Origin of the sequence: Xanthomonas melonis, assembly GCF_020783655.1 — a bacterium.
Classification (GTDB): Bacteria; Pseudomonadota; Gammaproteobacteria; order Xanthomonadales; family Xanthomonadaceae; genus Xanthomonas; species Xanthomonas melonis.
This window is the reverse complement of sequence record NZ_JAJGQH010000002.1, coordinates 202,941-224,329: the sequence shown is the minus strand read 5'-3', so window position 1 is coordinate 224,329 and position 21,389 is coordinate 202,941. Positions and strand designations below refer to the sequence as shown.

Sequence of the window (21,389 nt, the reverse complement as noted above, 5' to 3'; positions counted from 1 at the left end):
CGCAATCGGCAGCCGGCGTTGCGCCACGCCTGGCCAAATGCGATGCGTGCGCCGACGTTCGGCCATCGCTCGCCGTTTTCGTGATGGCGCCGTATCGCCCGGTCGCCGGATAATGCGCGCATGAGCCCTGTCCAGATCGCCGCCGTCGTCGTCACCTACCAGAGCGCCAGCACCATCGATGCCTGCCTGTTGCGGCTGCGCGCGGCCGAGGGCATCAGCGAGATCCGGGTGGTCGACAACGCGTCCAGCGACGACACCGTGGACGTGGTGCAACGGCATGCGTTGGCCGATCCGCGGGTGCACTTCATCGCCAATCCCGACAATCCCGGCTTCGCCACTGCCTGCAATCAGGGCGCACGCGATTCGCAGGCGCCGTGGCTGGTGTTCATCAACCCCGACCTGATGGTCGAGCGCGATACCCTGGTCCGGCTCTGCGCGCGCGCCGTCGGGCACGCCGCGGTGCTGCTGGGGGTGGAGCAGGTGGACGAACAAGGCCGGCCGGACGCGGCGGTACGACGGCGCGACCCGGACTTCGCGGCGATGTTGCGCGCGCCGCGCGCTGCTGCCCAGCTGGCGGTGCCGGCCGACCCGGGCATGCCGCTACAACGCGTGGATGCCATCTCCGGCGCATTGATGCTGATGCAGCGCAGCCTGTTCGACCGCCTGGGCGGCTGGGATGGCGGGTACCGGCTGCATGCCGAAGACCTGGACCTGTGCCGGCGCGCGCGTCAGGCCGGCGCCCTGGTCGCGGTGGCCAACGATCTGCAGGTGGTGCACGTGCGCGGGGTTTCCAGCCGGGCGCGTCCATTCTTCGTGGAATGGCACAAGCATCGCGGCTTGTGGCGGTATTTCCGCAAGTTCGAGGCGAGCCGGCGGGGCTTGCCGACCCGGATGGGGGTCTGGTTGGCGATCTGGACCCACGCCCTCGTGCAGGTGCCTAGATTGTTACGGGCGAAATGAATTTGCGCCGTTAAATTAGTGATAAATCCGTGATGGGGGAGCGTTCGCAACTGTGATACGTTGCGCGACGCAATGTGATCCAGCCCGTGCTTCCTGTCCCTAACGGGTCCCCCATCAGGAATCGTACACATGTCTTCAAGCAACGACCCGCAACCGCGGGTGCGTCAGTCGCATCTTGCCTTCCTGCAGTCCAGTTCGGTTGGCCCTTCCGCGTTATTGCACCGTCGCCCCTGCCGCCTGCCGGTCGCGGCGGCGGTCATGCTGTCGCTGGGTGTCGCCGCATCCGTGCTACCGGCCACCGCTCTTGCCGGTGCCTGGACCCAGCCGCAAGGCGACACACTGCTGATCGTCAAGGCTTTGCACAGCGATGGCACCGGCTGGTTCGACGATGCGCACCACCGTGGCGATTTCGCCAACAATGGCCGCAGTCGCCAGGATCAGCTCAATGTCTATCTGGAGCATGGCCTGACCGACCGCTTGAGCCTGATCGGCAATTTCTATTTCACCGAGGTCGGCTTCAGCAACGACAGCAGCCGCAATGGCGTGCCGCTGCGTCAGCGCACCACCACCACCGGGTTCGCCGATCAGGAAATCGGCTTGCGTTATGCGCTGTCCGGTGCGGCGGACGATGCCTGGCGCAGCGCGGTGCAGGCGCTGGTGAGCATCCCTGCCTATGGTCGCAGCAAGACCTATCACCCGAACAACCCGGGCAGCGATCCGGCCCTGGGCCTGGGCGATTACGGCCTGGAGCTGCGTTACAGCCGCGGACGCGGCTACACGCTGGGCGGGCGCAACGGCTACGTCGACCTGAGCGGCGGCGTGCGCCTGCGCGGCAGCGCCGCCTCCGACGAAGTGCGGCTGGATGCCTCCGCCGGGCTGAGCCTGACCCCGCAGTGGCTGCTGCTGGGCGAGGCGAACGTGATCCAGGGCCTGGGCAACGGGCGCAACAACGTGGCTGTGCCGGGCCAGAGCGGTGGCGCGGGCTTCGTCGCCACCGGCACCAATTACGACCTCACCAAGCTGCAGCTGTCGGCGCTGTACACCGCGCCCGGCGGCAGCCAATGGCAGCTGGGCTACCAGCAGCCGGTGATGGGCCGCAACACCGGCGCCGCAGGCGGACCCTTCGTGGCCGCCTGGTGGCGGTTCTGAGGACGCCGCGCCCATGACGGTCACCTGCGACATGGAGACGCTGGGACGGGCGCCGGACATCGGCCGCGAACGCGGGCTGCTGGGCCGCGCGCTGGTGTCGGCGGGCGTCATCACCGATGCGCAACTGCGCGCCGCGCTGGCGCTGCAACAGCGCTGGAACTCGCGCCTGGGCGATGTGATCCTGGCCCAGCGCGGCGTACCGGCGCAGCGCTTCTACGCCATCGTGGCGGCGCACTTCGGATTGGAATTCGTCGACCTGGTGCAGCAACCGCCGGATCCGACCCTGCTGGTTGCCGGCGACCTGGACAGCTACGCCCAGCGCCTGCTGCTGCCGTGGCGGCGCGAACACGGCGTCCTGGTGCTGGCGGTCGCCGATCCCGACCCGGCGTTGTTCGCCTGGGCGCGCGCGCACTACGGCGAAGAGGTGCGCTTCGTCGGCACCGCCAAGTTCGACGTCATCTGGAGTCTGCAGCGCTATGCCGATCAGCAGCTCACCGACAACGCCCTGAACCTGCTGGCGGCGCACGCGCCCACCTATTCGGCGCGCCAGGTGGTCACGCACGGGCAGAAGATCGCGCTGTGGGGGCTGGCTGCAGTGCTGGTCGCGACGTTGGCGGTGTTTCCGGTGCCGGCGTTGATCGCCATCAACGTACTGGTGGCGCTGGGCTTTCTGGCCACCTTCGGGTTGAAGTTGCTGCTGGTGTGGTTCGGCTCGCGCCACCGCATCGACATCAAGGTCACCGAGGACGAAGTGGCCGCGCTGCGCGACGACGACCTGCCGGTCTATACCGTGCTGGTGCCGATGTACAAGGAGCCGGAAGTCCTGCCGATCCTGGCCAACGCGCTGCGCAAGCTGGATTACCCGATCAGCAAGCTCGACGTGAAGCTGGTGCTGGAGGCCGACGACTTCGAGACCATCGAAGCGGCCAAGAAGCTCGGCCTGGAAGCGTTCTTCGAAATCATCCGGGTGCCGCCCTCGCAGCCCAAGACCAAGCCCAAGGCCTGCAACTACGCGCTGCACTTCGCGCGTGGGCAGCTGCTCACCATCTACGACGCCGAAGACAAGCCCGAGCCGGATCAGCTCAAGCGCGTGGTGGCGGCGTTCCGCAAGGCCGAGCAGGATGTGGTGTGCATCCAGGCGCGGCTGAACTACTACAACGCCGACGAAAACTGGCTGACGCGGATGTTCACGCTGGAGTACACGCTCTGGTTCGACTTCTACCTGCCGGCGCTGGAGTACCTGCGGATTCCGATCCCGCTGGGTGGCACCTCCAACCACTTCCGCCTGGACGTGTTGCGCCAGGTGCGCGCGTGGGATCCGTACAACGTCACCGAGGACGCCGACCTGGGCGTGCGGCTGATCCAGAACGGCTACCGCGTCAACGTGGTGAACTCCACCACCTTCGAAGAAGCCAATGTCAGCATCCCCAACTGGATCCGGCAGCGCTCGCGCTGGCTCAAGGGCTATATGCAGACCTGGCTGGTGCACATGCGCGACCCGGTGCACCTGTATCGCAGTACCGGCTTCAAGGGCTTCTGGGGGTTCCAGTTCTTCATCGGCGGCGGCTTCTTCACGGCGCTGGGCGTGCCGGTGCTGTGGGCCTTGTACGCAGTATGGATGCTCACCGGTACCAGTGCCTTCGATCGCTTCTTCCCGCCATGGCTGGGCGCGGTGTCGCTGGTCAATCTGCTGCTGGCCAATGCGTTCTTCATCTACATCACGCTGGTGGCCGCGTTCAAGCGCGACTACTTCAAGCTGGCGCCTTACGCGCTGACGGTGCCGCTCTATTGGGCGTTGCAGTCCATTGCCGCCTACAAGGGGCTCTGGCAGCTGATCCGCAATCCGTTCTACTGGGAGAAGACCACGCATGGCATCAGCAAGCATTCGGAAAACGAGCGCCGCGCCGCACTCGAAGAGTGAGCCGGCTGCGGCGCGTCGCGACAGCGGCCTGCCGGCGTTCCTGGTCGCGGTGGTGGCGCTGTCGCTGCTGAGTCAGCCATTGCTGCTGCAGTCGCTGGGCGGCGCCGCACCGGCCGCAGCGCCTGGCGTCGGCGTGCCGGCCAGCGGCCTGCTGGCGTGGGCGGTGGAGCTGGCGCTGCATCGCTGGCAGCTGCCTTTCCAGGTCTGGCCGTTCCTGGCGGTGGCCGCCAACGCCTTGTTCTTGTCGCTGCTCTGGCGCGATCTGGCCGGCGTGTTCGGGCGCGGCTGGGCCAGCGGGCTGACCCTGCTGGTGGGCGGCAACCCGCTGTTCCTGCTGCCGATCGCGGCCGGCGGCAGCCAGGCGGTGGGCTTGCTGGCGTTCTACGGGCTGTGCCGCACGCTGCGCCGGCTGCAGGCGCCGGTGGAAGCCTTCACCTACCTGCGCATCGCCGGCTGGCTGTGCATTCTGCTGTGCCTGGACCTGCAGACGCTGGCGCTGTCGACGATGGTGGCACCGTGGCTGCTGCTGGTGATGCCGCCGCAGATGCTGCGCAAGGCGCCGGGGTCGTTCTACCTGGTGTGCTACCTGCCGTTCGCGTTCCTGGTCGGTATGTGGGCTTACGTCAATCTGACCGTGTTCAATGCGCCATGGCCGACGTTGTCGAGCATCGCGCAGGGTGGGCATCCGCTGCCGTTGCCGCTGGCCGCGCAGGCAGAGGACTGGCTGCCGGCGGTGCGCTGGGGCGTGGCGGCAGTGGTCTGCTTCCCGGTGCTGGCGCTGGTGCTGCGCGCGCGCAGTGCCGCGCTCGCGCGGGGTGTGGTTGCCAGCGCCGGTACGGTGATCTGCGCGGCGGCGCTGTCGTTTGCCTTCGGCTGGGCCGGGTTCGATGCGTTGGTGCTGCTGTGGGTGCCGGCCGCGTTGCTGCTGCGTGCCCTGCAGCCGGACCAGCGCGGTCAGGCGGCCGGCCTGCTGTTGCTCGGCCTGCTGGGTGCGGCCTGGGTGCAGCCGCAGGGTTGGGGGAGCTGGCTGCGCGCCACGCCGGCCGACGAACAGGCACTGCTGCGGGGCGAGGCAGTGGTGATGGCACCGCCGGTATCGCTGCCGGTAGATCGCACGGCAACGGTGGCGGTCGAGTCGCCACAGGCCGACGCCGAGGCAGCAGGCGATGTCGGTGCCTCGACGCTGGCCGGTGCGCCGGCCACGCAAGCGCCGACGGCAGCGCCGCAGACCGTGCGGGCCACCCAGGGCGCGACCACCTGCGGGCAGGATGCGGCCGCATCCACCACCGAGGCTGCAGTCGCATGTTCAGGCGCGTTCTGACGCTCGCTGCGGTGCTGGGCGTGTGCCTGCTGGCGAATGGTTGCAATGCGGCCGCGCCGATGTGGATGGGTGCCAACGTCAAGGTCTCGGCCAACGCGCCGTGGGAAAGTCCCGCCGCCGGGCGATCGCTGCAGGCACTGGCCGCGACCGGCGCCAGCAAGGCGCTGCTGGTGGCCTTCGTGTGGCAGGCGACCCCGCAATCCAGCGACCCGGTGCTGGGCAGCGACAGCAGCCTGGAGGCCATGCGTGCCGCGCTACGCCAGAGTCATCGCGCGGGTCTGGATCCGACCTTGAAGGTGCATGTGTGGATTCCCGGTCATTGGGCCGGTGAGCTGGCTCCTGCCGATCAGGCCGCCTGGTTCGCCGCCTACCAGAAGGCGGTGTTGCCGCTGGCGCAGCTGGCCGAGGACGAACACGCCGAGGCGCTGGTGATCGGCACCGAGCTGCGCAAGCTCCAGGACGCGCCGCAATGGCCTGCGCTGGTGGCGGCGGTGCGCAAGGTCTACCGCGGCAAGCTGCTGTATGTGGCCGACGGAATGGAGCATGCCGAGGGCTTTCGCTACTGGTCGCTGTTCGATGCGGTGGGTACCAGTCTGTATCCGCGCCTGTCGGAGGCGGCCACCGCACGCACGGCGGAGATGAACGCCGCCGCGCAGCGGCTGCAGCGGCTGGGGCAGCGCGTGGGCAAGCCGGTGTGGGTGGCCGAGCTGGGCCTGCGCTCGGCGCGCGGAAGCCTGGCCGCGCCATGGGAAAGTCCGGAACAGCGCAGCGCGGCAGTGGACACGCAGCTGCAGCTGCAGGTGCTGCAACAGTGGCGCACGGTGCTGCAGGCGCACGGCATCGACGGTGTGGCGTTATGGTGCTGGTACACCGACCCCGAGGCCGGCGGCCCGGGCGACAGCGACTTCACCGTGCAGGGCAAGCCGGCGCAGCAGGTGCTGGCACGCTGAGGGGCGGGCTGGCGGCGATCGTCGGCCCACCAGCATGTGCACGGCGGTTGCGCGCGGCGGCGGGCATAATCGGGCCGCATGATCATCCATTCGCTGCTCGACACCGATCTGTACAAGTTCACCATGATGCAGGCGGTGCTGCATCAGCACCCGGCCGCCCAGGTCGAGTACCGCTTCAAATGCCGCACGCCCGGGGTGGATCTGGCCCGGTTCATCGATGAAATCTCGCGCGAGATCGACGCACTGTGCCGGTTGCGCCTGCGCGAGGACGAGGTGGACTACCTGCGCGGCCTGCGCTTCATCAAGCCGGACTTCGCCGACTTCCTGGCGCTGTTCCAGCTGGATCGCAAGTATCTGCAGCTGTCGGCATCGGCTGCCCACCCTGGCGAGATCGAGCTGACCATCCGCGGGCCGTGGCTGCATACCATCCTGTTCGAAGTGCCGCTGCTGGCGATCATCAACGAGGTGTGGTTCCGCAACACCTCCGAGCCGGATTTCGAGGAAGGCCGCTGCCGCCTGCGCGAGAAGATCGCCAGCCTGCGCAGCATGCCGGCCGGCTGCAAGATCGCCGATTACGGCACCCGGCGCCGTTACTCGCGGCATTGGCACGGCGAGCTGCTGCCGCTGCTGCGCGATGGCCTGGGCGGGCAGTTCGTGGGCACCAGCAATGTGTACTTCGCCAAGCATTACGGGCTGACCCCGCTGGGCACGATGGCGCACGAGTACCTGCAGGCGTTCCAGGCGCTGGGACCGCGGCTGCGCGATTCGCAGGTGGCCGCGCTGGAGTCGTGGGCACGCGAATACCGTGGCGATCTGGGCATTGCGCTGTCGGACGTGGTGGGGCTGGATGCCTTCCTGCGCGACTTCGATCTGTACTTCTGCAAACTGTTCGACGGCATGCGCCACGACTCGGGCGACCCGTTCGAATGGGGCGAGCGGGTGATTGCGCACCTGGAAGCCCATCGCATCGATCCCAGGACCAAGGTGCTGGTCTTCAGCGATGGCCTCAACATCGACAAGGTGATGAAGCTGTACCAGCACTTCCATGCCCGCTGCCGGCTGGCCTTCGGGGTGGGCACCAGCCTGACCAACGACCTGGGGCCAACGCCGCTGCAGATCGTGATCAAGATGGTCCGCTGCAACGGCCAGCCGGTGGCCAAGCTCAGCGATTCGCCGGGCAAGAGCATGTGCGAGGACGCCGGCTATCTGCGCTATCTGCGCACCGTGTTCGGGCTGGCCCCGACCGCCGAACAGGCTGCCGAGCAAGGTGACTGCGCGCGGCAGTGAGCGACGCAGGTTGGCGCAATCTGCCGCTGGTGCGCAGCCGCTGTCGGGGTATGGCTGAAAAAGTGAGATGTATCTCTCAATTGGCAGTTGGCAGGCGTTAACATTGGCATCACGCTTGCATCACTTCTGGTGCATCTGTCGTATGTGGTGTCCCTCCTTCGCGAAAGCTCCCGAAATGCCAGCACCGGATCCGTTGTCGCTGTACCGCACTCGCAGCTGTTCCCGGCAATGGTCGGGATTCGTGCGTGCGATGGCCGAGGAGTTCGGCGCCGAGCTGCCCGAGCAGGATCTGGCGATGCTGATGGCCCGCATCGGCAGCCGCTTCGCGCGCGCGCACCGGTTGCTGCCGTGTGCGACGCTGGAGGAGCTGCAGCAGGCCGCCAATGCGGTCTGGGACAGCTGCGACTGGGGCCGGTGCGCAATGGACGAACAGGCCGATCACGTGCAGATCCTGCATGCCGGTGCGCCGTTGAGCGTGGTGCTGGAGGGGGCCGCATGGAGCGACGGCTTCCTGCAGGGCGTGTATGAAGGGTGGTTCCAGCAATTGGGGATGCTGGCTGGCCTGGCGGTGCAGACCGTGCCGGGCGACACCGTCGATCTGCGCCAGTTCGTACTGGCGCGAACGGCATGAGCATGTGCGATCGGGTAAGGGGAATGTGATGGCACCGAAGAACACCAGGAACGCATCCGGGCACGACGACGTGTCTGGCCTGTTCGCACGGCTGGGAACGCAAGCGGGCGAGGGGTATCACGACTTCGCGTATCCCCAGCTGCCGCCGCGCAAGCCGGGCGCGGCGGCGCCCGATGCGGCACCCGCCGCCGAGGCCGCGCCGCCCGCGCAGGAAGCGGTCGCGCCGCCTGCGCCTGTGCCGCCGCCCGTACCGGCAGCGGCGCCGGGAGTGCCGACCTGGCTTGCGCCGCACGCCGCTGCGTCCGCCGAGCAGGCGGCCAGCCTACCGGCCGATGCACTGGCGCCATTGCGCAAGCTGCGCCAACTCGACGAGCCCGGCCCGCGCGGGCTGACCCCGCCCGAGCGGCCGGCGCAGACACCCCTGGAGCGCCTGTTCCAGCGGCTGTTGCAGGCCGATGCGCGCGGCTCGGCGCACAGCCCGCTCAAGCGGCTGCGCTCGCGGTGATCGCGCTCGATTGAGTCACTTGCCGCAAGCGCCGCTGCGCTTGCCCGTTCCGTTTGCCGCCACGCCAGAAAGGATCCGCCCGATGACCGAGACCCGTGCCCGTTCCGCATCACCGTTGCCCAGGCTGGCGACCTGGGCGCTGTGGTTGCTGGGTGCGTTGCTGCTGGTGTTCGTGGTGGCCGTGCCGATGGACGTGAACCAGCAGCTGGTGTTCTCCGGCGTGCTGTTCGCCGTGGCGCTGGCGGTGCGCAACCGCGGCGGACGCCTGGTCATCCTGATGATGATGGGCATGTCGCTGGCAGTGTCGTGCCGCTACATCTGGTGGCGCATGACCCAGACCATGGGCGTGGGCAGTGCGGTGGATTTCATCCTCGGCCTGGGCCTGCTGGGTGCCGAGCTGTATGCCTTCGTGATCCTGGTGCTGGGCTATTTCCAGGTGCTGTGGCCGCTCAACCGCAAGCCGGTGCCGCTGCCGTCCGACCAGAGCCTGTGGCCGAGCGTGGACGTGTTCATTCCCACCTACAACGAGCCGCTGTCGGTGGTGCGCACCACCGTGCTGGCCGCCAGCGTGATCGATTGGCCGGCCGGCAAGATCACCATCCACCTGCTCGACGACGGCCGCCGCGACGAGTTCCGCGACTTCTGCGCCGAGGTCGGCATCAACTACGTCACCCGCACCAACAATGCGCACGCCAAGGCCGGCAACATCAACGCCGCCTTGAAGAAGTGCAGCGGCGAGTACGTGGCGATCTTCGATTGCGACCATATTCCCACCCGCTCGTTCCTGCAGGTGGCGATGGGCTGGTTCCTGCGCGACACCAAGCTGGCGCTGGTGCAGATGCCGCACTATTTCTTCTCGCCGGATCCGTTCGAACGCAACCTGGACACCCACGGCAAGGTGCCCAACGAGGGCGAGCTGTTCTATGGCCTGCTGCAGGATGGCAACGATCAGTGGAATGCCACCTTCTTCTGCGGGTCGTGCGCGGTGATCAAGCGCACCGCGCTGGAAGAGGTGGGCGGGGTGGCGGTGGAAACCGTCACCGAGGACGCGCACACCGCGCTCAAGTTGCAGCGCCGCGGCTATCGCACCGCGTATCTGGCCATCCCGCAGGCCGCGGGCCTGGCCACCGAAAGCCTGTCCGGCCACGTGGCGCAGCGCATCCGCTGGGCGCGCGGCATGGCGCAGATCGCCCGTATCGACAATCCCTTGCTCGGCCGCGGGCTCAGGCTCTCGCAGCGGTTGTGCTATCTCAATGCGATGCTGCACTTCTTCTATGGGTTGCCGCGCATCATCTACCTCACCGCGCCGCTGGCCTACCTGTTCTTCGGTGCGCACGTGATCCAGGCCTCGGCCCTGATGATCCTGGCGTACGCCTTGCCGCACATCCTGCAAGCGAACCTGACCAATCTGCGCGTGCAAAGCCGGTTCCGGCATCTGCTATGGAACGAGGTCTACGAGACCACGCTGGCCTGGTACATCTTCCGCCCGACGCTGGTGGCGCTGATCAATCCCAAGCTGGGCAAGTTCAACGTGACCCCGAAGGGTGGCCTGGTGGCGCGCAGCTATTTCGACGCGCAGATCGCCAAGCCCTATCTGTTCCTGCTGCTGCTCAACGTGGTGGGCGTGGTGGCCGGCGTGCTGCGGCTGATCTATGTGGGCGGCAGCGGCGAGCAGCAGACGATCTGGTTCAACCTGGCCTGGACGCTGTACAACATGGTGCTGCTGGGCGCCACGATCGCCACTGCCAGCGAAACCCGCCAGGTGCGCAGCGCACACCGCGTGCCGCTGGATATCCCGGTCAACCTGTACCTGCCCGATGGCAACGTGCTGGCCAGCCGCTCGCTGAATTTTTCCACCGGCGGCATGGCAATCAAGCTTGATCAGCCGCAGCCGATCGAACCCGGCCTGCCGGTCCAGATCGGCCTGAGCCATCGTGGCATCGAACAGACCTTGCCGGCGGTGGTGCGGCAGGATCGCGACGGCCAGGTCAGCATCCAGTTCACGCAGATGTCGATGGAACAGGAACGCTGGCTGGTGGCGTCCACCTTCGCGCGCGCCGATATCTGGCTGTCGCAGTGGGGCCAGCACGACCGCGATTCGTTCTGGCGCTCGATGGGCCAGGTGCTGGAAGCCAGCGCGCGCGGATTCGGGCGGCTGGGCCGGCACATGGTGGACAGCGCACGGCAGGGTTTCCGCCCGGCGCGTCCGCTGGATCTGGAGTCGTGAGTTCGATGCGTGCTGTGTCCCTTTCCCTCGCCAAGAACCGATTGATGCGAATGTCCCCCGCCTTGTTGACCTGCGCGCTCACCCTGCTGACCGGACTGGCGCAGGCGCAGCAGGCCGTGCCATCCGCAGCGCCGGCCGGCGCCGATCCGCAGGCCACGATTGCGTCCGCCGCACCAGAGGCGCCGGGGGCGCCGCTGCCGGCCGGCAGCACGCGCGCGGCCACGCTGCGCGATCTGGGCATCGATTACGAGATCACCTTGCGCGGCGTGCAGGGCAGCGCCGGCGTGCCCTTCAGCGTGCGCAGCGACGAGATCGTCACCGCCGCCACGCTCAACCTCAAGTACAGCTATTCGCCGTCGCTGTTGCCGGACCTGTCGCACGTCAAGGTCACCATCAACGGCGTCACCGTGGCCACCTTGCCGACCGACAAGGCCAATGCCGGCAAGCTGCTCTCGGCCGATCTGCCGGTCGATCCGCGCCTGATCACCGACTACAACCAGCTCAACCTGCAGCTGATCGGCCACTACACGCGCGAGTGCGAAGACCCCGATCACAGCAGCCTGTGGGCGAACGTGGACGCGGCCACCAGCCTGTCGCTGACCACCACGCCGCTGGCGCTGGCCAACAACCTGGCGCTGCTGCCGGTGCCGTTCTTCGATGTGCGCGACACGCGCCGGCTGGAACTGCCGTTCTATTTCCCGCAGCAGCCGGATCTGGCCACGCTGCAGGCGGCCGGCACGGTGGCCTCGTGGTTCGGCACCCTGGCCGGATATCGCGGCGCGGTGTTCCCGGCCTCGACCACGGCCCTGCCGGCCAGCGGCAATGCGGTGGTGTTGGCCACCCCCGCCACCTTGCCGGCGCAATTCGCCACCGCCGACAGCGGCGTGGCCGATATCCGCGGCCCGACCGTGGCGGTGGTGGTCAACCCGACCGATCCCAACGGCAAGCTGCTGCTGGTGCTCGGCCGCACGACCGAGGAATTGCAGCGCGCCGCCGCCGCACTGGCGCTGCGTGCGCCGTTGACCGGTGCGGTGGCCCGGATCGGCGAGATGTCCGCACCGGCGCCGCGCCAGCCCTACGACGCGCCCAAGTGGGTGTCCAGCGAGCATCCGGTGCGCTTCGGCGATCTGGTCAGCCAGCCCGGCGCGCTCAACGTCACCGGCTATCACCCGGACCTGATCCGGGTGAGCCTGCAGCTGCCGCCGGACCTGTTCGTGTGGGAACGCGACGGCATTCCGGTGGCGTTGAAGTACCGCTACACGGTGCCGGAGGTGGACAACAAGTCCGCGCTCAACGTCAGCATCAACGAGTCGTTCGTGACCACGCTGCCGCTGACCGGGCGCCCGTATGCCGAATCCACCCCGGTGCGCTGGTGGAACAGCCTGGGTGCGCGCGGCAGCATGCCGGTGCATCAGGATCTGACCTTGCCGGTGGGCGCGTTCTCGGCCAACAGCCAGCTGCGCTTCCACTTCTTCTTCGATCGCCCGCAGGGCGAGGAATGCAAGAACACCTTCCCGGACGTCTCCGGCGCCATCGATGCCGATTCCACCATCGACCTGAGTGGCTTCCACCACTACATGGCGATGCCGAACCTGGCCGCCTTCGCCAATGCCGGTTATCCGTTCACCCGGTTGGCCGACCTGTCCGAGTCGACCATCGTGCTGCCCAACAATCCCGGCGACCAGGATCTGGGCAATGTGCTGACCCTGCTTGGCCGTTTTGGCGCCTCCACCGGCTACCCGGCGCTGCATGCGCAGATCATCGGCGCCAGCGCGATCCAGCAACACGCCGATCGCGACCTGCTGCTGCTCGGCAGCGCCACCTCGCAGCCCCTGTTCAAACAATGGCAGGCGCAACTGCCGCTGAGCCAGGACGGGCAAAGCCGGCGCATGGGCCTGACCGACTGGCTGTTGGACAAGCTGCCGGGCTTCCTGTCCTTCGACGCGCGTCGCACCGACCTGCCGACCACCGCCGAGATCGCGCTGCAGCCGCAGCCGGACGACGTGCTGTTGATGGGTTTCGAATCGCCGTTGAAATCCGGTCGCAGCGTGGTGGCGTTCCAGACCGAAGACCCGGCCAACATGAGCCGCCTGTTCGATGCCTGGTTCGACCCGGCCCTGCTCAAGGACTTCCAGGGCAGCGTGGTGCTGCTGCAGCAGAAGAAGGTCACCAGCCTGGTCGGCAACCAGACCTATTATGTCGGGCACCTGCCGCTGCCGACCTGGTTGCGCTGGTACTTCTCACACCACCCGGTGTGGCTGGCGTTGACCGTGGTGCTGCTGGCGCTGTTGCTGGCGCTGGCTGCCCGCGTGGTGCTGCGCCGGCACACCGCAGAACGTCTCAACGAGGGGCAAAGCGCATGAACGCACACGACGATAGCCGTAGCTTGACCCGCCGCCGCCTGCTGGGCGCCGGTGCGCTGGCTGGCCTGGCCGCGGTGCTGCCTGCCGGCGCCAAGCCGGTGCCCGCGCAGTGCGGCAGCTGGCCGTTGTGGAACGCGTTCGTGTCCAGGCACATCCAGCCCGACGGGCGGGTGGTGGATTTCCTCAACGCCGATCAGCGCTCCACCTCCGAGGGCCAGTCGTATGCGCTGTTCTTCGCGCTGGTGGCCAACGACCAGGTGCTGTTCGACAAGGTGCTGGGCTGGACCCGGCACAACCTGTGCGGCGGTCGCCCGGACCTGAACCTGCCGGCCTGGCTATGGGGCCGCGACGAAGGCGGCACCTGGCGTGTGCTCGACTCCAACACCGCCAGCGACGGCGAGCTGTGGATCGCCTACGCGCTGCTGGAAGCCGGCCGGCTGTGGAACCGCCCCGGCTACGTCAAGGCCGGCCAGCAGATCCTGCAACTGATACGCGCGCAGGAAGTGGCCACGCTGCCGGGGCTGGGCCCGATGCTGCTGCCCAGCCGCAGTGGTTTCGTCGAACAGGGCCGTTGGATGCTCAACCCCAGCTACCTACCGATCCAGGTCCTGCGCCGCTGCGCCGGCGCCGATCCCAAGGGCCCCTGGGCCGCCATCGCCGTCAACAGCGCGCGCGTGCTGCGCGACAGTGCGCCGGTGGGTTTCGCCCCCGACTGGACGGTGTGGGACGGCAAGGCCTTCGCGGCCGATCCCAAACGCGGCAACCTGGGCAGTTACGACGCCATCCGCGTGTATCTGTGGGCCGGCATGCTCGATGCCGGCGAACCGTTGCGCAGCAAGTTGCTGCAGGACCTGTCCGGCCCGGCCGACCTGCTGGCGGCGGGCACCGGCTTCGCCGAGAAGATCGATACCGCGCGCGGCGTGGGCACCGGCGCGGTGCCGGTGGGATTTTCCGCCGCGCTGCTGCCCTACCTGAGCGCCCTGGGCCAGCCCGCATTGCTCAAGGCGCAGGCGCAGCGCATTCCCGCCGCCGCCCAGCCTGCGGCCGCCGCCCTGCCGTATTACGAACGCACGCTGGCCCTGTTCGGACAGGGCTGGCTTGAGAACCGTTACCGCTTTGCCGCAGACGGGCGCCTGCTGCCCGCCTGGAGAACGCCTGCATGCTCCGCAACAAACTGACCCCGCTCTACCTCGCCGGCATGATCGACCTGTGCCTGCTCGCCGGCCCGGCGCAGGCGCAGACCAGCGCCACCCAGCAGCTGGTCGGGCAGGGCAATTACTGGCACGACCAGGGCCGCGACGATCTGGCCGCCGATACCTGGAAGAAGCTGCTCGGCATCGATCCGGACCAGCCCGACGCCCTGCTCGGTCTGGCCCAGATCGATCTGGCACAAGGCCGCCAGTCCGAAGCGCGCAAGCGCCTGCAACAGCTCGAAGCCGCCCACCCGCAGTCGCCGCAGGCCCAGCGCCTGCGCGTGGCGATCGGTGCGCGCGGCAGTGGCGGCGCCGGCGAGGATCCCAATCTGCGCAACGCGCGCCGCGCCGCCTCGGCCGGGCGGTATGTGGAAGCCGCACGCAATTACGAAGCCGCGTTTGCCGGCAAGCCGCCGCCGCCGAACCTGGCGTTGGAGTACTACCAGTCGCTGGCCGGCACGCCTACCGGCTGGGAGCGCGCCCGTGACGGTCTGCGCAAGCTGCAGTCCAGCGAGCCGGCCAACCCGTCGGTGCAACTGGCGCTGGCCCAGGTGCTGAGCTACCGCGAACCCACTCGCCGCGAGGGCATCGCGCAGCTGCGCACGCTGGCCCAGCGCGCCGATGTGGGCGGCCCGGCGCGGACCAGCTGGCGCCAGGCCTTGCTGTGGCTCAATGCCAGCACCGCCGATGCGCCGCTGTACCAGGCGTTCCTGGCCGGCACCCCGAACGATGCGGACATCACGGCCAAGCTCGGCCAGCTGAGCGAGCGCCGCACTGCCGAGAGCGCGTCCGCCGATCCCAACGGCATCGCACTCGGTGAAGGCTTCCGCGCGCTCAACGCCGGCAATCTGGGTGTGGCCGAACAACGCTTCACCCAGGTGTTGCGCGCGCGGGCACGCGATCCCGAAGCGCTGGGCGGGCTGGGCTCGGTGCGCCTGCGTCAGCAGCGCTTCTCCGAAGCGCAGGAGTTGCTGCGCCCGGCCGCGGCCAGCAACGGCAAGTGGAAGACCGCGCTGGACAGCGCGCGCTACTGGCAGCAGCTACAGCAGGCGGAGGCCGCGCGCGCGCGCGGCGATCTGGCGCAGGCACGCCAGTTGGTGGAGCAGTCTGTGCAGTTGCTGCCCAACGAGCCGGCCGGCCACGTGGCACTGGGCGGATTGCAGGCCGCCAGCGATCCGGCCGCGGCCGAGGCCAGCTATCGCAAGGCCCTGGCACGCGACGCCGACAATGCCGGCGCCCTGCAGGGCCTGGTCGGGCTGTACAGCCGCCAGGGCCGCATGCAAGAGGCCACCGAGTTGTTCAACCGCCTGCCGGCCGCCGAACGCGCCAAGTCCGGTGGACAGGCCTTGCTGCGTTCCAACGTACAGCGTGCCCGCGCCCGCCAGTTTCTGGAGGCCGGCGATGCGGTCAGCGCGCAGGCCGAGCTGGAAGCGGCCATGGTCGAACGTCCCGGCGATGGCTGGATCCGCCTGGATCTGGCGCGCCTGTACCAACAGGCCGGCCGCCCCGATCAGGCCCGCAGCGTCATGGACGGCCTGCTTGCCGTGCATGCCGACCAACCCGAAGCGCTGCATGCCAATGCGGTGTTCGCCCAGGAAAGCGGCGATTGGCAGGGGGCCTACAACAGCCTCGATCGCATTCCCGCTGCTGCGCGCACGCAGGAGATGACCCAGCTGCGCACCACCGCCTGGATCGAACTGCAGGCACGCCAGGCGCGCGGGCTGGTGCAGCAGGGCCGGGTGGGCGAGGCGCAGCAACTGCTGGCGCGTACCGAAACCGCGCTCGGCAACCAGCTCGACGACCCGCAACTGCTGGCCGCGCTGGCTGGCGCGCATGCCGATGCCGGCAACACCCAGCGCGCCCTCGTGCTGGCCCAGCGCCTGGTCACCGGTGCCAACCCGCGCACCGAAGACCGCCTGCAATATGCCGGCGTGTTGCTGCGCGCGCATCAGGACGCCGAACTCTCTGCGGTGCTGCGCCAGTTGCAGGCCACCACCCTGACCCCGGAGCAGCTGCGTCGCTACCAGAGCCTGCGCAGCGCCTACACCTTGCGGCAGGTGGATGCCTTGCGCGAGCTGGGCAATCTGGAAGCTGCCTACGACGCGCTGTCGCCGATCCTGGCGCAGCAACCGGACAACCGCGACGCGCAGGCGGCGCTGGCCCGGTTGTATGCCGCGGCCGGCGACCAGCCGCAGGCGCTGGCGCTCTATCAGCAGATCCTGCAACGCCATCCCAACGATCTGGACACGCTCACCGCCGCCGCCAACAGCGCCGCCGCGCAGTCGGACCTGCGCAATGCCGAAAGCTTTCTGCAGCGCGCGCTGGCGCAGGCGCCGGAGTCGCCGGACGTGCTCGCCGCGGCCGGCCGGGTGTATCGCAGCGCCGGCAAGAACCGCAAGGCCGAGCAGTATTTCCGCGCCGCGTTGGCCGCCCAGCAACGCCAGGCCGGCCAGCTCGACAACGGCCTGCCGGCCGCCCGCGGCCCCGTCGCCGTGGCCTCGTCCGGCCGCCCGCTCAATCCGTTCTCCGGCATGACCGGCGGCACGCCGCGTTCGCCGGCGGTGCTGTCCGAGCGCATGGATGCCGGCAGTGCCTACGCGCAGACCGCGCTGGTGCCGCTGCCCGCGCAACCGGCCGCTGCCCGCTTCGCTGCGCCCGTCACCGCGCCTGTCACCGCCGGCGCGGATGCCTACGCCGGCAATAGTGCCGATCTCCTGCCGCCTCCGGTGAGCGCCAGCGTTGCGCCGTCGGTGCTGCCCGCACCGACCAGCCGTACGCGTCTGCCCACGCGCAGCGCGCCAACGCCGGCAGCGGCCGACGACCTGCGTCCGCGCGGCGTCGCGGCACAGGCGCTGCCCGCAGCCAGCAGCGGCAACAGCGTGCTCGACGAACTGCGCGCGGTGCAGTCGGAAAACAGCGATCACCTCGCCGGTGGCGCGCTGTATCGCTCGCGCGATGGCGAGGACGGCCTGGGCCGCCTGGACGACATCGAGATGCCGGTGCAGGCCGAGTTCGCGGTCGGCGAGGGCAAGCTCGGCGTGACGCTGACGCCGACCGTGGTGGATGCCGGCACCGTGACCACCGATTACGCCACCGCCAGCCGCTTCGGCACCGGCCCGCAGACGGCGGTCAACGATGCGCTGGCCGCCGATCGCAGCCCCATCGATACGCTGGTCAATTCCTCGGTGTATCAACTGCTCGCCACCCAGGGCAATACCGCCGCCACGCGCGAACGCCTGCGGCGCTATGCCTTGAACACCGGCCTGTTCGGCGAGCTGCTGACCGAGAACAACAACAGCACGCCGGCCGCGGTGGCCGCGCTGGCCAACGAACCGTTGCCGGCGTACCTGCTCAGCGTCAACGCCGCCAATACCCCGATCGCCCAGCTGGCGCGCGACATCCTCGGCAACGCCGCCATCCGCGAGCAGCTCGCCGCTGGCGATGGCGCCGCGCTGCAGGCGCTGGCCGGCAGCAGCGCTGCTGCGCAGCAGACGCCCACCACGCTGGCGGCCACGCTCAACGGCATGGCCGCCACCGGCAACGGCGCGCGCCGGCTCGGCCAGGACGATACCGGCGTGGGTGTCGGCGTGCGCTATCGCAACGGCGGCTTCAGCGCCGATGTGGGCAGCACGCCGATCGGATTCCAGGAGCAGAACATCGTCGGCGGGGTCGGCTATCGCGGCGAGCTCGGCGAGACGGTGAGCTGGTCGGCCGATGCCTCGCGGCGCGCGGTCACCGACAGCGTGCTGTCGTTCGCCGGCACGCAGGACGGCCGCAGTGGCCGCGAATGGGGCGGCGTCACCAGCAGCGGCATCGCGCTGTCGGCCACGGCCGACAACGGCCTGCTCGGCGGCTACGCCAATCTCGCCGCGCACCGCCTGACCGGCAACAATGTGGCCGACAACGACCACCGCCAGGCCGACCTGGGCTTCTATGTGCATGCACTGGAAACCCGCAATCAGTCGCTGACCGCCGGCGTCAACCTCACCGCCATGCAATACGACAAGAACCTCAGCGGCTTCACCTACGGCCACGGCGGTTACTTCAGCCCGCAGGAGTATGTGGACCTCGGCTTCCCGGTGCACTGGAGCGGCCGCAGCGCGGGGCAGAGCGTCAACTGGAAGGTCGATGCCAGCATCGGCGTGCAGCATTTCAAGACCGATCCCACGCCGTACTTCCCCACCGATCCGGGCCTGCAGCAGGCGGCCTACGACGCCGCCTCGCTGGCCGCGCTGCTCGGTCTGGTCGATCGCTACACCGATCCGGTGTACGCGGGTCAAAGCCGCACCGGGGTGTCCTACAACCTCAGCGGTGCGGCCGAGTGGCAGGTGGCGCCGCAGTTGTTCCTGGGTGGGCGCATGACCTTCAACAACGCGCGCGACTACAACCAGTTCAGCAGCAATCTCTATCTGCGGTTCGTGATGGACCGGTTGGGCGCCGCCTTGGGCCGTGCACCGCAGGTGCTGACCTCGCCCTACGCCGCCGATCGCTGAGGCGCCCTCCGGTCCGATTGCTCGAAACGCCGAACGGCGCCTCACGGCGCCGTTCGTGCGAGTTGCGTTGCGGCGACGGGTGCGCGCTCTACGGATTCACCGTCGCTGCGCAGGCCAGGACCGACATCTGCTGCGGAAAGCTGATCGCACCCTGGTTCTGCAGCGCAGCCGCGTGTTCCTGCATGCAGGCCATGTACCCGAGGCGGTTGCCGGCGTTCCGGCTCCTGCACAGATTGCTCGCGGCCTGGACATTGGCGCCGGGAATGAAACCGCCGGGTTGCAGGATCGGCACCTGCGTCGGGCAGTTGCCCAATCGCGCCGGCCCGCGGTTCAGCGTCCACCCGATATCGGCGAACATCGCCGGGACCAGCCCGGCGTGCAGATGCACCGAGGACTCGGACGCGGTGAACGGCTCCATCAGCATGTCCGGATGCAGGTCGGGATCGAAGTGCGTCAAGGTCGAGGCGGGCAGCGCTGCGGGGGGCGTGTACAGCAGCGTGCGGCCGCTGTCGTCGGCGCCCTGCAGCAGCGTTGCCTCTTCGCGGATGCCTGCCACCACGCCAGTGGCGCCGTACAACCGCTGGCCATCGGGCAGCGACAGCATGACCGCCGGGATGGTGATGTCGTTGATCGGTTGTTGCGCGTTGTTCATCGTCTGCAAAGCGGCGAAACGGTTGGCGATGATCACGCCCACCGCGCCGTTGCGCTGCGCGTTCCTGACCTGGACGGCGAACTCGCAGTTGCCGGAGTCGACCAGCGCCACCTTGCCGGCTACCTGCGCCGCATTGACGAACGGCGTTTCGCAGCCGTCGTGCAGGGACGTCGCGGCGACGCCGTCGTCGACTGTCACCACCGCGCGCGCCGGGAAATTCCTGGGCGAAGGCCATGGGCCGAAGCTGGCAAAGCCCACCCGGTAGTTGCCGGCGACGCCGGCAGGGGCGTTGACCCGCAACATGAGGCGCGGATCCAGCAGCAGCGCCGCGTCGTGATTGACCTGCGTACCGGCCCATACCGCGCGGCCGTGCGTGCGCATCGCGTCGGCGCGCATGGCGTTGGTCATGGTCGGGTCGTCAAAGCGCTTGTTCTGCACGTTGTCCAGGACCTGCGCGGTGTAGACATCGCTCATGCCGGTGCCGGCGGCGGTACCGGTGCCGGCGCCAAGTTCCCCCGTCGCCGTGTCGACATAGGCCCACACGCCCAGGCCGTGGGCGAGTTCGTGCAACGCGACGGCGAGAAAATCGGTCTGGCCCTTGGGCGGCTTGCCATCCAGCCCCAGATACCAGGTCGTGCCTGCCAGACAGTTGGGCTTGCCGGCATCGCTGTTGAATCGCGATTGCACGTCCGCCGGATCGGCTGGATCCGGAAGCAGATCCTGCCCGGCGATCGCATCGGCCAATGCGGGGGGATACAGCGTGTTGGGCCTGGAGCCGCGAAACCCGTAACGGAACCCGTTCGGGCCGGCCTGGCCGAGCAGGCCGCGATCGGCGGTGCAGGGCAGCGGTGCGAACCCGCCGAGCACCTTGATCTCGACATTGCTCTGCAATACCGCGCCCCACAGGTCCATCGCGTACTGGTACACGATCCGGCGCTGCTCGCCCAGCGTGCGGCCGGGGTTGCCGCCCACCGGCGCGGTGGCGGTGGGGTCGTTCAGGCCGATCGCGGTGCCGGCATTGCCGTCGATCAAGGTGAGCCGCGCAGCCGAGGCATGCAACGGCGCGAGTGCGGCGGCCATCGCCAGCGATAGCAGCAACAGGGGCTTATTCATGCGGCAACGCTCCCTGCTCGGCGTGGGTAGGCTGGGTGTCGAAGTGGTCGTCATGCTCGATGACGAAGCTGCCATCGGCCTGCCGAGTCGCGATCAGCGAACTCAGTGGCGCGGGCGGCAGCTGGCGTGCCACGACGTCGCTGGGCAGTTCGCGCACACTCGCCTGTGCGGCCGCCGCGGTCTGCGGCACCGTCGTCCGGGCCGAGGAGTCGCCGGCCGCCAAGCGGGCCGACCGATCCGGCGCGGCGCTGTCGGCATCGGTCGGCGCATGCGGCTTGCCGGTGGCGTGATCGAGTCCGACCTTGGAATCGGCGGAGTGGTCCTGCGCCCCCGCAGCAATGGGCAGGCAGGCAACACACAGCATGCCGGGCAGCATCCATCCGGGCTTGCGAAAGCGCATCATCGTCGTGGTTTTTCCTGGATTGGACAATCGGAAGGAACGGCGAGGCAGCGGTCCACGTTCGGATAGCGCCGCGGGCGTCACGATAGATGGGCCAACCGAACGACCGGGCAGCCGGATGCGAAGGCGTGGCCCGAAACAGGAGGGTGCGGAATAGGTCGTATGTGCTTGCGACGCGGCAGCGCCATTGCCGCACATCGGGGCTCGGTCAGCGTCGGCGCGCC

The 21,389-nt window shown here is 68.7% G+C and carries 14 protein-coding genes; 12 read left to right on the top strand and 2 right to left on the bottom strand.

What is annotated here, in order from left to right; genetic code table 11:
• Window positions 1-120 precede the first annotated feature (120 nt).
• From LL964_RS02810 to LL964_RS02755, 12 genes are all read left to right on the top strand, one after another.
• On the top strand, window positions 121-960 hold the full coding sequence (locus tag LL964_RS02810; protein ID WP_104584985.1) for a glycosyltransferase family 2 protein: 840 nt from the start codon (window positions 121-123) through the stop codon (window positions 958-960).
• Between the two features lie 258 nt (window positions 961-1,218).
• Complete coding sequence (locus LL964_RS02805; RefSeq protein WP_104584984.1) at window positions 1,219-2,109, top strand: hypothetical protein; 891 nt, start codon at window positions 1,219-1,221, stop codon at window positions 2,107-2,109.
• 13 nt (window positions 2,110-2,122) lie between these two features.
• Window positions 2,123-4,030, top strand: a complete 1,908-nt coding sequence (locus LL964_RS02800) for a glycosyltransferase family 2 protein (protein WP_104584982.1) — start codon at window positions 2,123-2,125, stop codon at window positions 4,028-4,030.
• A gap of 49 nt (window positions 4,031-4,079) precedes the next feature.
• Entirely contained in the window at window positions 4,080-5,351 is a 1,272-nt protein-coding gene (locus LL964_RS02795; RefSeq protein WP_167395195.1) for a hypothetical protein, read from the top strand.
• Window positions 5,333-6,301 carry a glycoside hydrolase family 113 gene (locus tag LL964_RS02790; protein ID WP_104584979.1) on the top strand — a complete coding sequence of 323 codons (969 nt, stop codon included), beginning with the start codon at window positions 5,333-5,335 and terminating at the stop codon, window positions 6,299-6,301. The genes LL964_RS02795 and LL964_RS02790 overlap by 19 nt, the downstream gene beginning before the upstream one ends.
• Before the next feature lie 78 nt (window positions 6,302-6,379).
• Window positions 6,380-7,588 carry a nicotinate phosphoribosyltransferase gene (gene pncB, locus LL964_RS02785; RefSeq protein WP_104584978.1) on the top strand — a complete coding sequence of 403 codons (1,209 nt, stop codon included), beginning with the start codon at window positions 6,380-6,382 and terminating at the stop codon, window positions 7,586-7,588.
• A 175-nt stretch (window positions 7,589-7,763) separates the two neighbouring features.
• Window positions 7,764-8,219: a cellulose biosynthesis protein BcsD gene (gene bcsD / locus LL964_RS02780; protein WP_104584977.1), complete on the top strand. Its 456-nt coding sequence runs from the start codon at window positions 7,764-7,766 to the stop codon at window positions 8,217-8,219.
• A 28-nt stretch (window positions 8,220-8,247) separates the two neighbouring features.
• Window positions 8,248-8,724, top strand: coding sequence for a hypothetical protein (locus LL964_RS02775; RefSeq protein ID WP_104584975.1), 477 nt, complete (start codon window positions 8,248-8,250; stop codon window positions 8,722-8,724).
• A gap of 82 nt (window positions 8,725-8,806) precedes the next feature.
• On the top strand, window positions 8,807-10,951 hold the full coding sequence (gene bcsA, locus LL964_RS02770; RefSeq protein WP_104584974.1) for a UDP-forming cellulose synthase catalytic subunit: 2,145 nt from the start codon (window positions 8,807-8,809) through the stop codon (window positions 10,949-10,951).
• Between the two features lie 44 nt (window positions 10,952-10,995).
• The gene (bcsB, locus tag LL964_RS02765) at window positions 10,996-13,314 is read left to right on the top strand and encodes a cellulose biosynthesis cyclic di-GMP-binding regulatory protein BcsB (protein ID WP_104584973.1); all 2,319 of its coding nucleotides are present in this window, start codon (window positions 10,996-10,998) and stop codon (window positions 13,312-13,314) included.
• Complete coding sequence (gene bcsZ, locus LL964_RS02760) at window positions 13,311-14,492, top strand: cellulose synthase complex periplasmic endoglucanase BcsZ (protein WP_104584971.1); 1,182 nt, start codon at window positions 13,311-13,313, stop codon at window positions 14,490-14,492. Before bcsB ends, bcsZ begins: the two co-directional genes overlap by 4 nt.
• Entirely contained in the window at window positions 14,474-19,000 is a 4,527-nt protein-coding gene (locus tag LL964_RS02755; protein ID WP_104584970.1) for a cellulose biosynthesis protein BcsC, read from the top strand. Before bcsZ ends, LL964_RS02755 begins: the two co-directional genes overlap by 19 nt.
• 88 nt (window positions 19,001-19,088) lie before the next feature.
• Here LL964_RS02755 and LL964_RS02750 read toward each other — a convergent pair whose 3' ends face one another.
• Together LL964_RS02750 and LL964_RS02745 are read right to left on the bottom strand one after the other, a co-directional pair.
• The gene (locus LL964_RS02750) at window positions 19,089-20,765 is read right to left on the bottom strand and encodes a PA domain-containing protein (protein WP_104584969.1); all 1,677 of its coding nucleotides are present in this window, start codon (window positions 20,763-20,765) and stop codon (window positions 19,089-19,091) included.
• Entirely contained in the window at window positions 20,758-21,168 is a 411-nt protein-coding gene (locus tag LL964_RS02745; protein ID WP_104584967.1) for a hypothetical protein, read from the bottom strand. Before LL964_RS02745 ends, LL964_RS02750 begins: the two co-directional genes overlap by 8 nt.
• Window positions 21,169-21,389 lie beyond the last annotated feature (221 nt).

Bases quoted from the DNA above. Each gene is read 5' to 3' on its own strand.
- LL964_RS02745 (WP_104584967.1), bottom strand. From the start codon at position 21,168: ATGATGCGCTTTCGCAAGCCCGGATGGATGCTGCCCGGCATGCTGTGT.
- LL964_RS02750 (WP_104584969.1), bottom strand. From the start codon at position 20,765: ATGAATAAGCCCCTGTTGCTGCTATCGCTGGCGATGGCCGCCGCACTC.
- LL964_RS02800 (WP_104584982.1), top strand. From the start codon at position 2,123: ATGACGGTCACCTGCGACATGGAGACGCTGGGACGGGCGCCGGACATC.
- bcsA (WP_104584974.1), top strand. From the start codon at position 8,807: ATGACCGAGACCCGTGCCCGTTCCGCATCACCGTTGCCCAGGCTGGCG.
- bcsB (WP_104584973.1), top strand. From the start codon at position 10,996: ATGCGAATGTCCCCCGCCTTGTTGACCTGCGCGCTCACCCTGCTGACC.
- LL964_RS02755 (WP_104584970.1), top strand. From the start codon at position 14,474: ATGCTCCGCAACAAACTGACCCCGCTCTACCTCGCCGGCATGATCGAC.
- LL964_RS02810 (WP_104584985.1), top strand. From the start codon at position 121: ATGAGCCCTGTCCAGATCGCCGCCGTCGTCGTCACCTACCAGAGCGCC.
- pncB (WP_104584978.1), top strand. From the start codon at position 6,380: ATGATCATCCATTCGCTGCTCGACACCGATCTGTACAAGTTCACCATG.
- LL964_RS02790 (WP_104584979.1), top strand. From the start codon at position 5,333: ATGTTCAGGCGCGTTCTGACGCTCGCTGCGGTGCTGGGCGTGTGCCTG.
- LL964_RS02805 (WP_104584984.1), top strand. From the start codon at position 1,219: ATGCTGTCGCTGGGTGTCGCCGCATCCGTGCTACCGGCCACCGCTCTT.
- LL964_RS02775 (WP_104584975.1), top strand. From the start codon at position 8,248: ATGGCACCGAAGAACACCAGGAACGCATCCGGGCACGACGACGTGTCT.
- bcsD (WP_104584977.1), top strand. From the start codon at position 7,764: ATGCCAGCACCGGATCCGTTGTCGCTGTACCGCACTCGCAGCTGTTCC.
- bcsZ (WP_104584971.1), top strand. From the start codon at position 13,311: ATGAACGCACACGACGATAGCCGTAGCTTGACCCGCCGCCGCCTGCTG.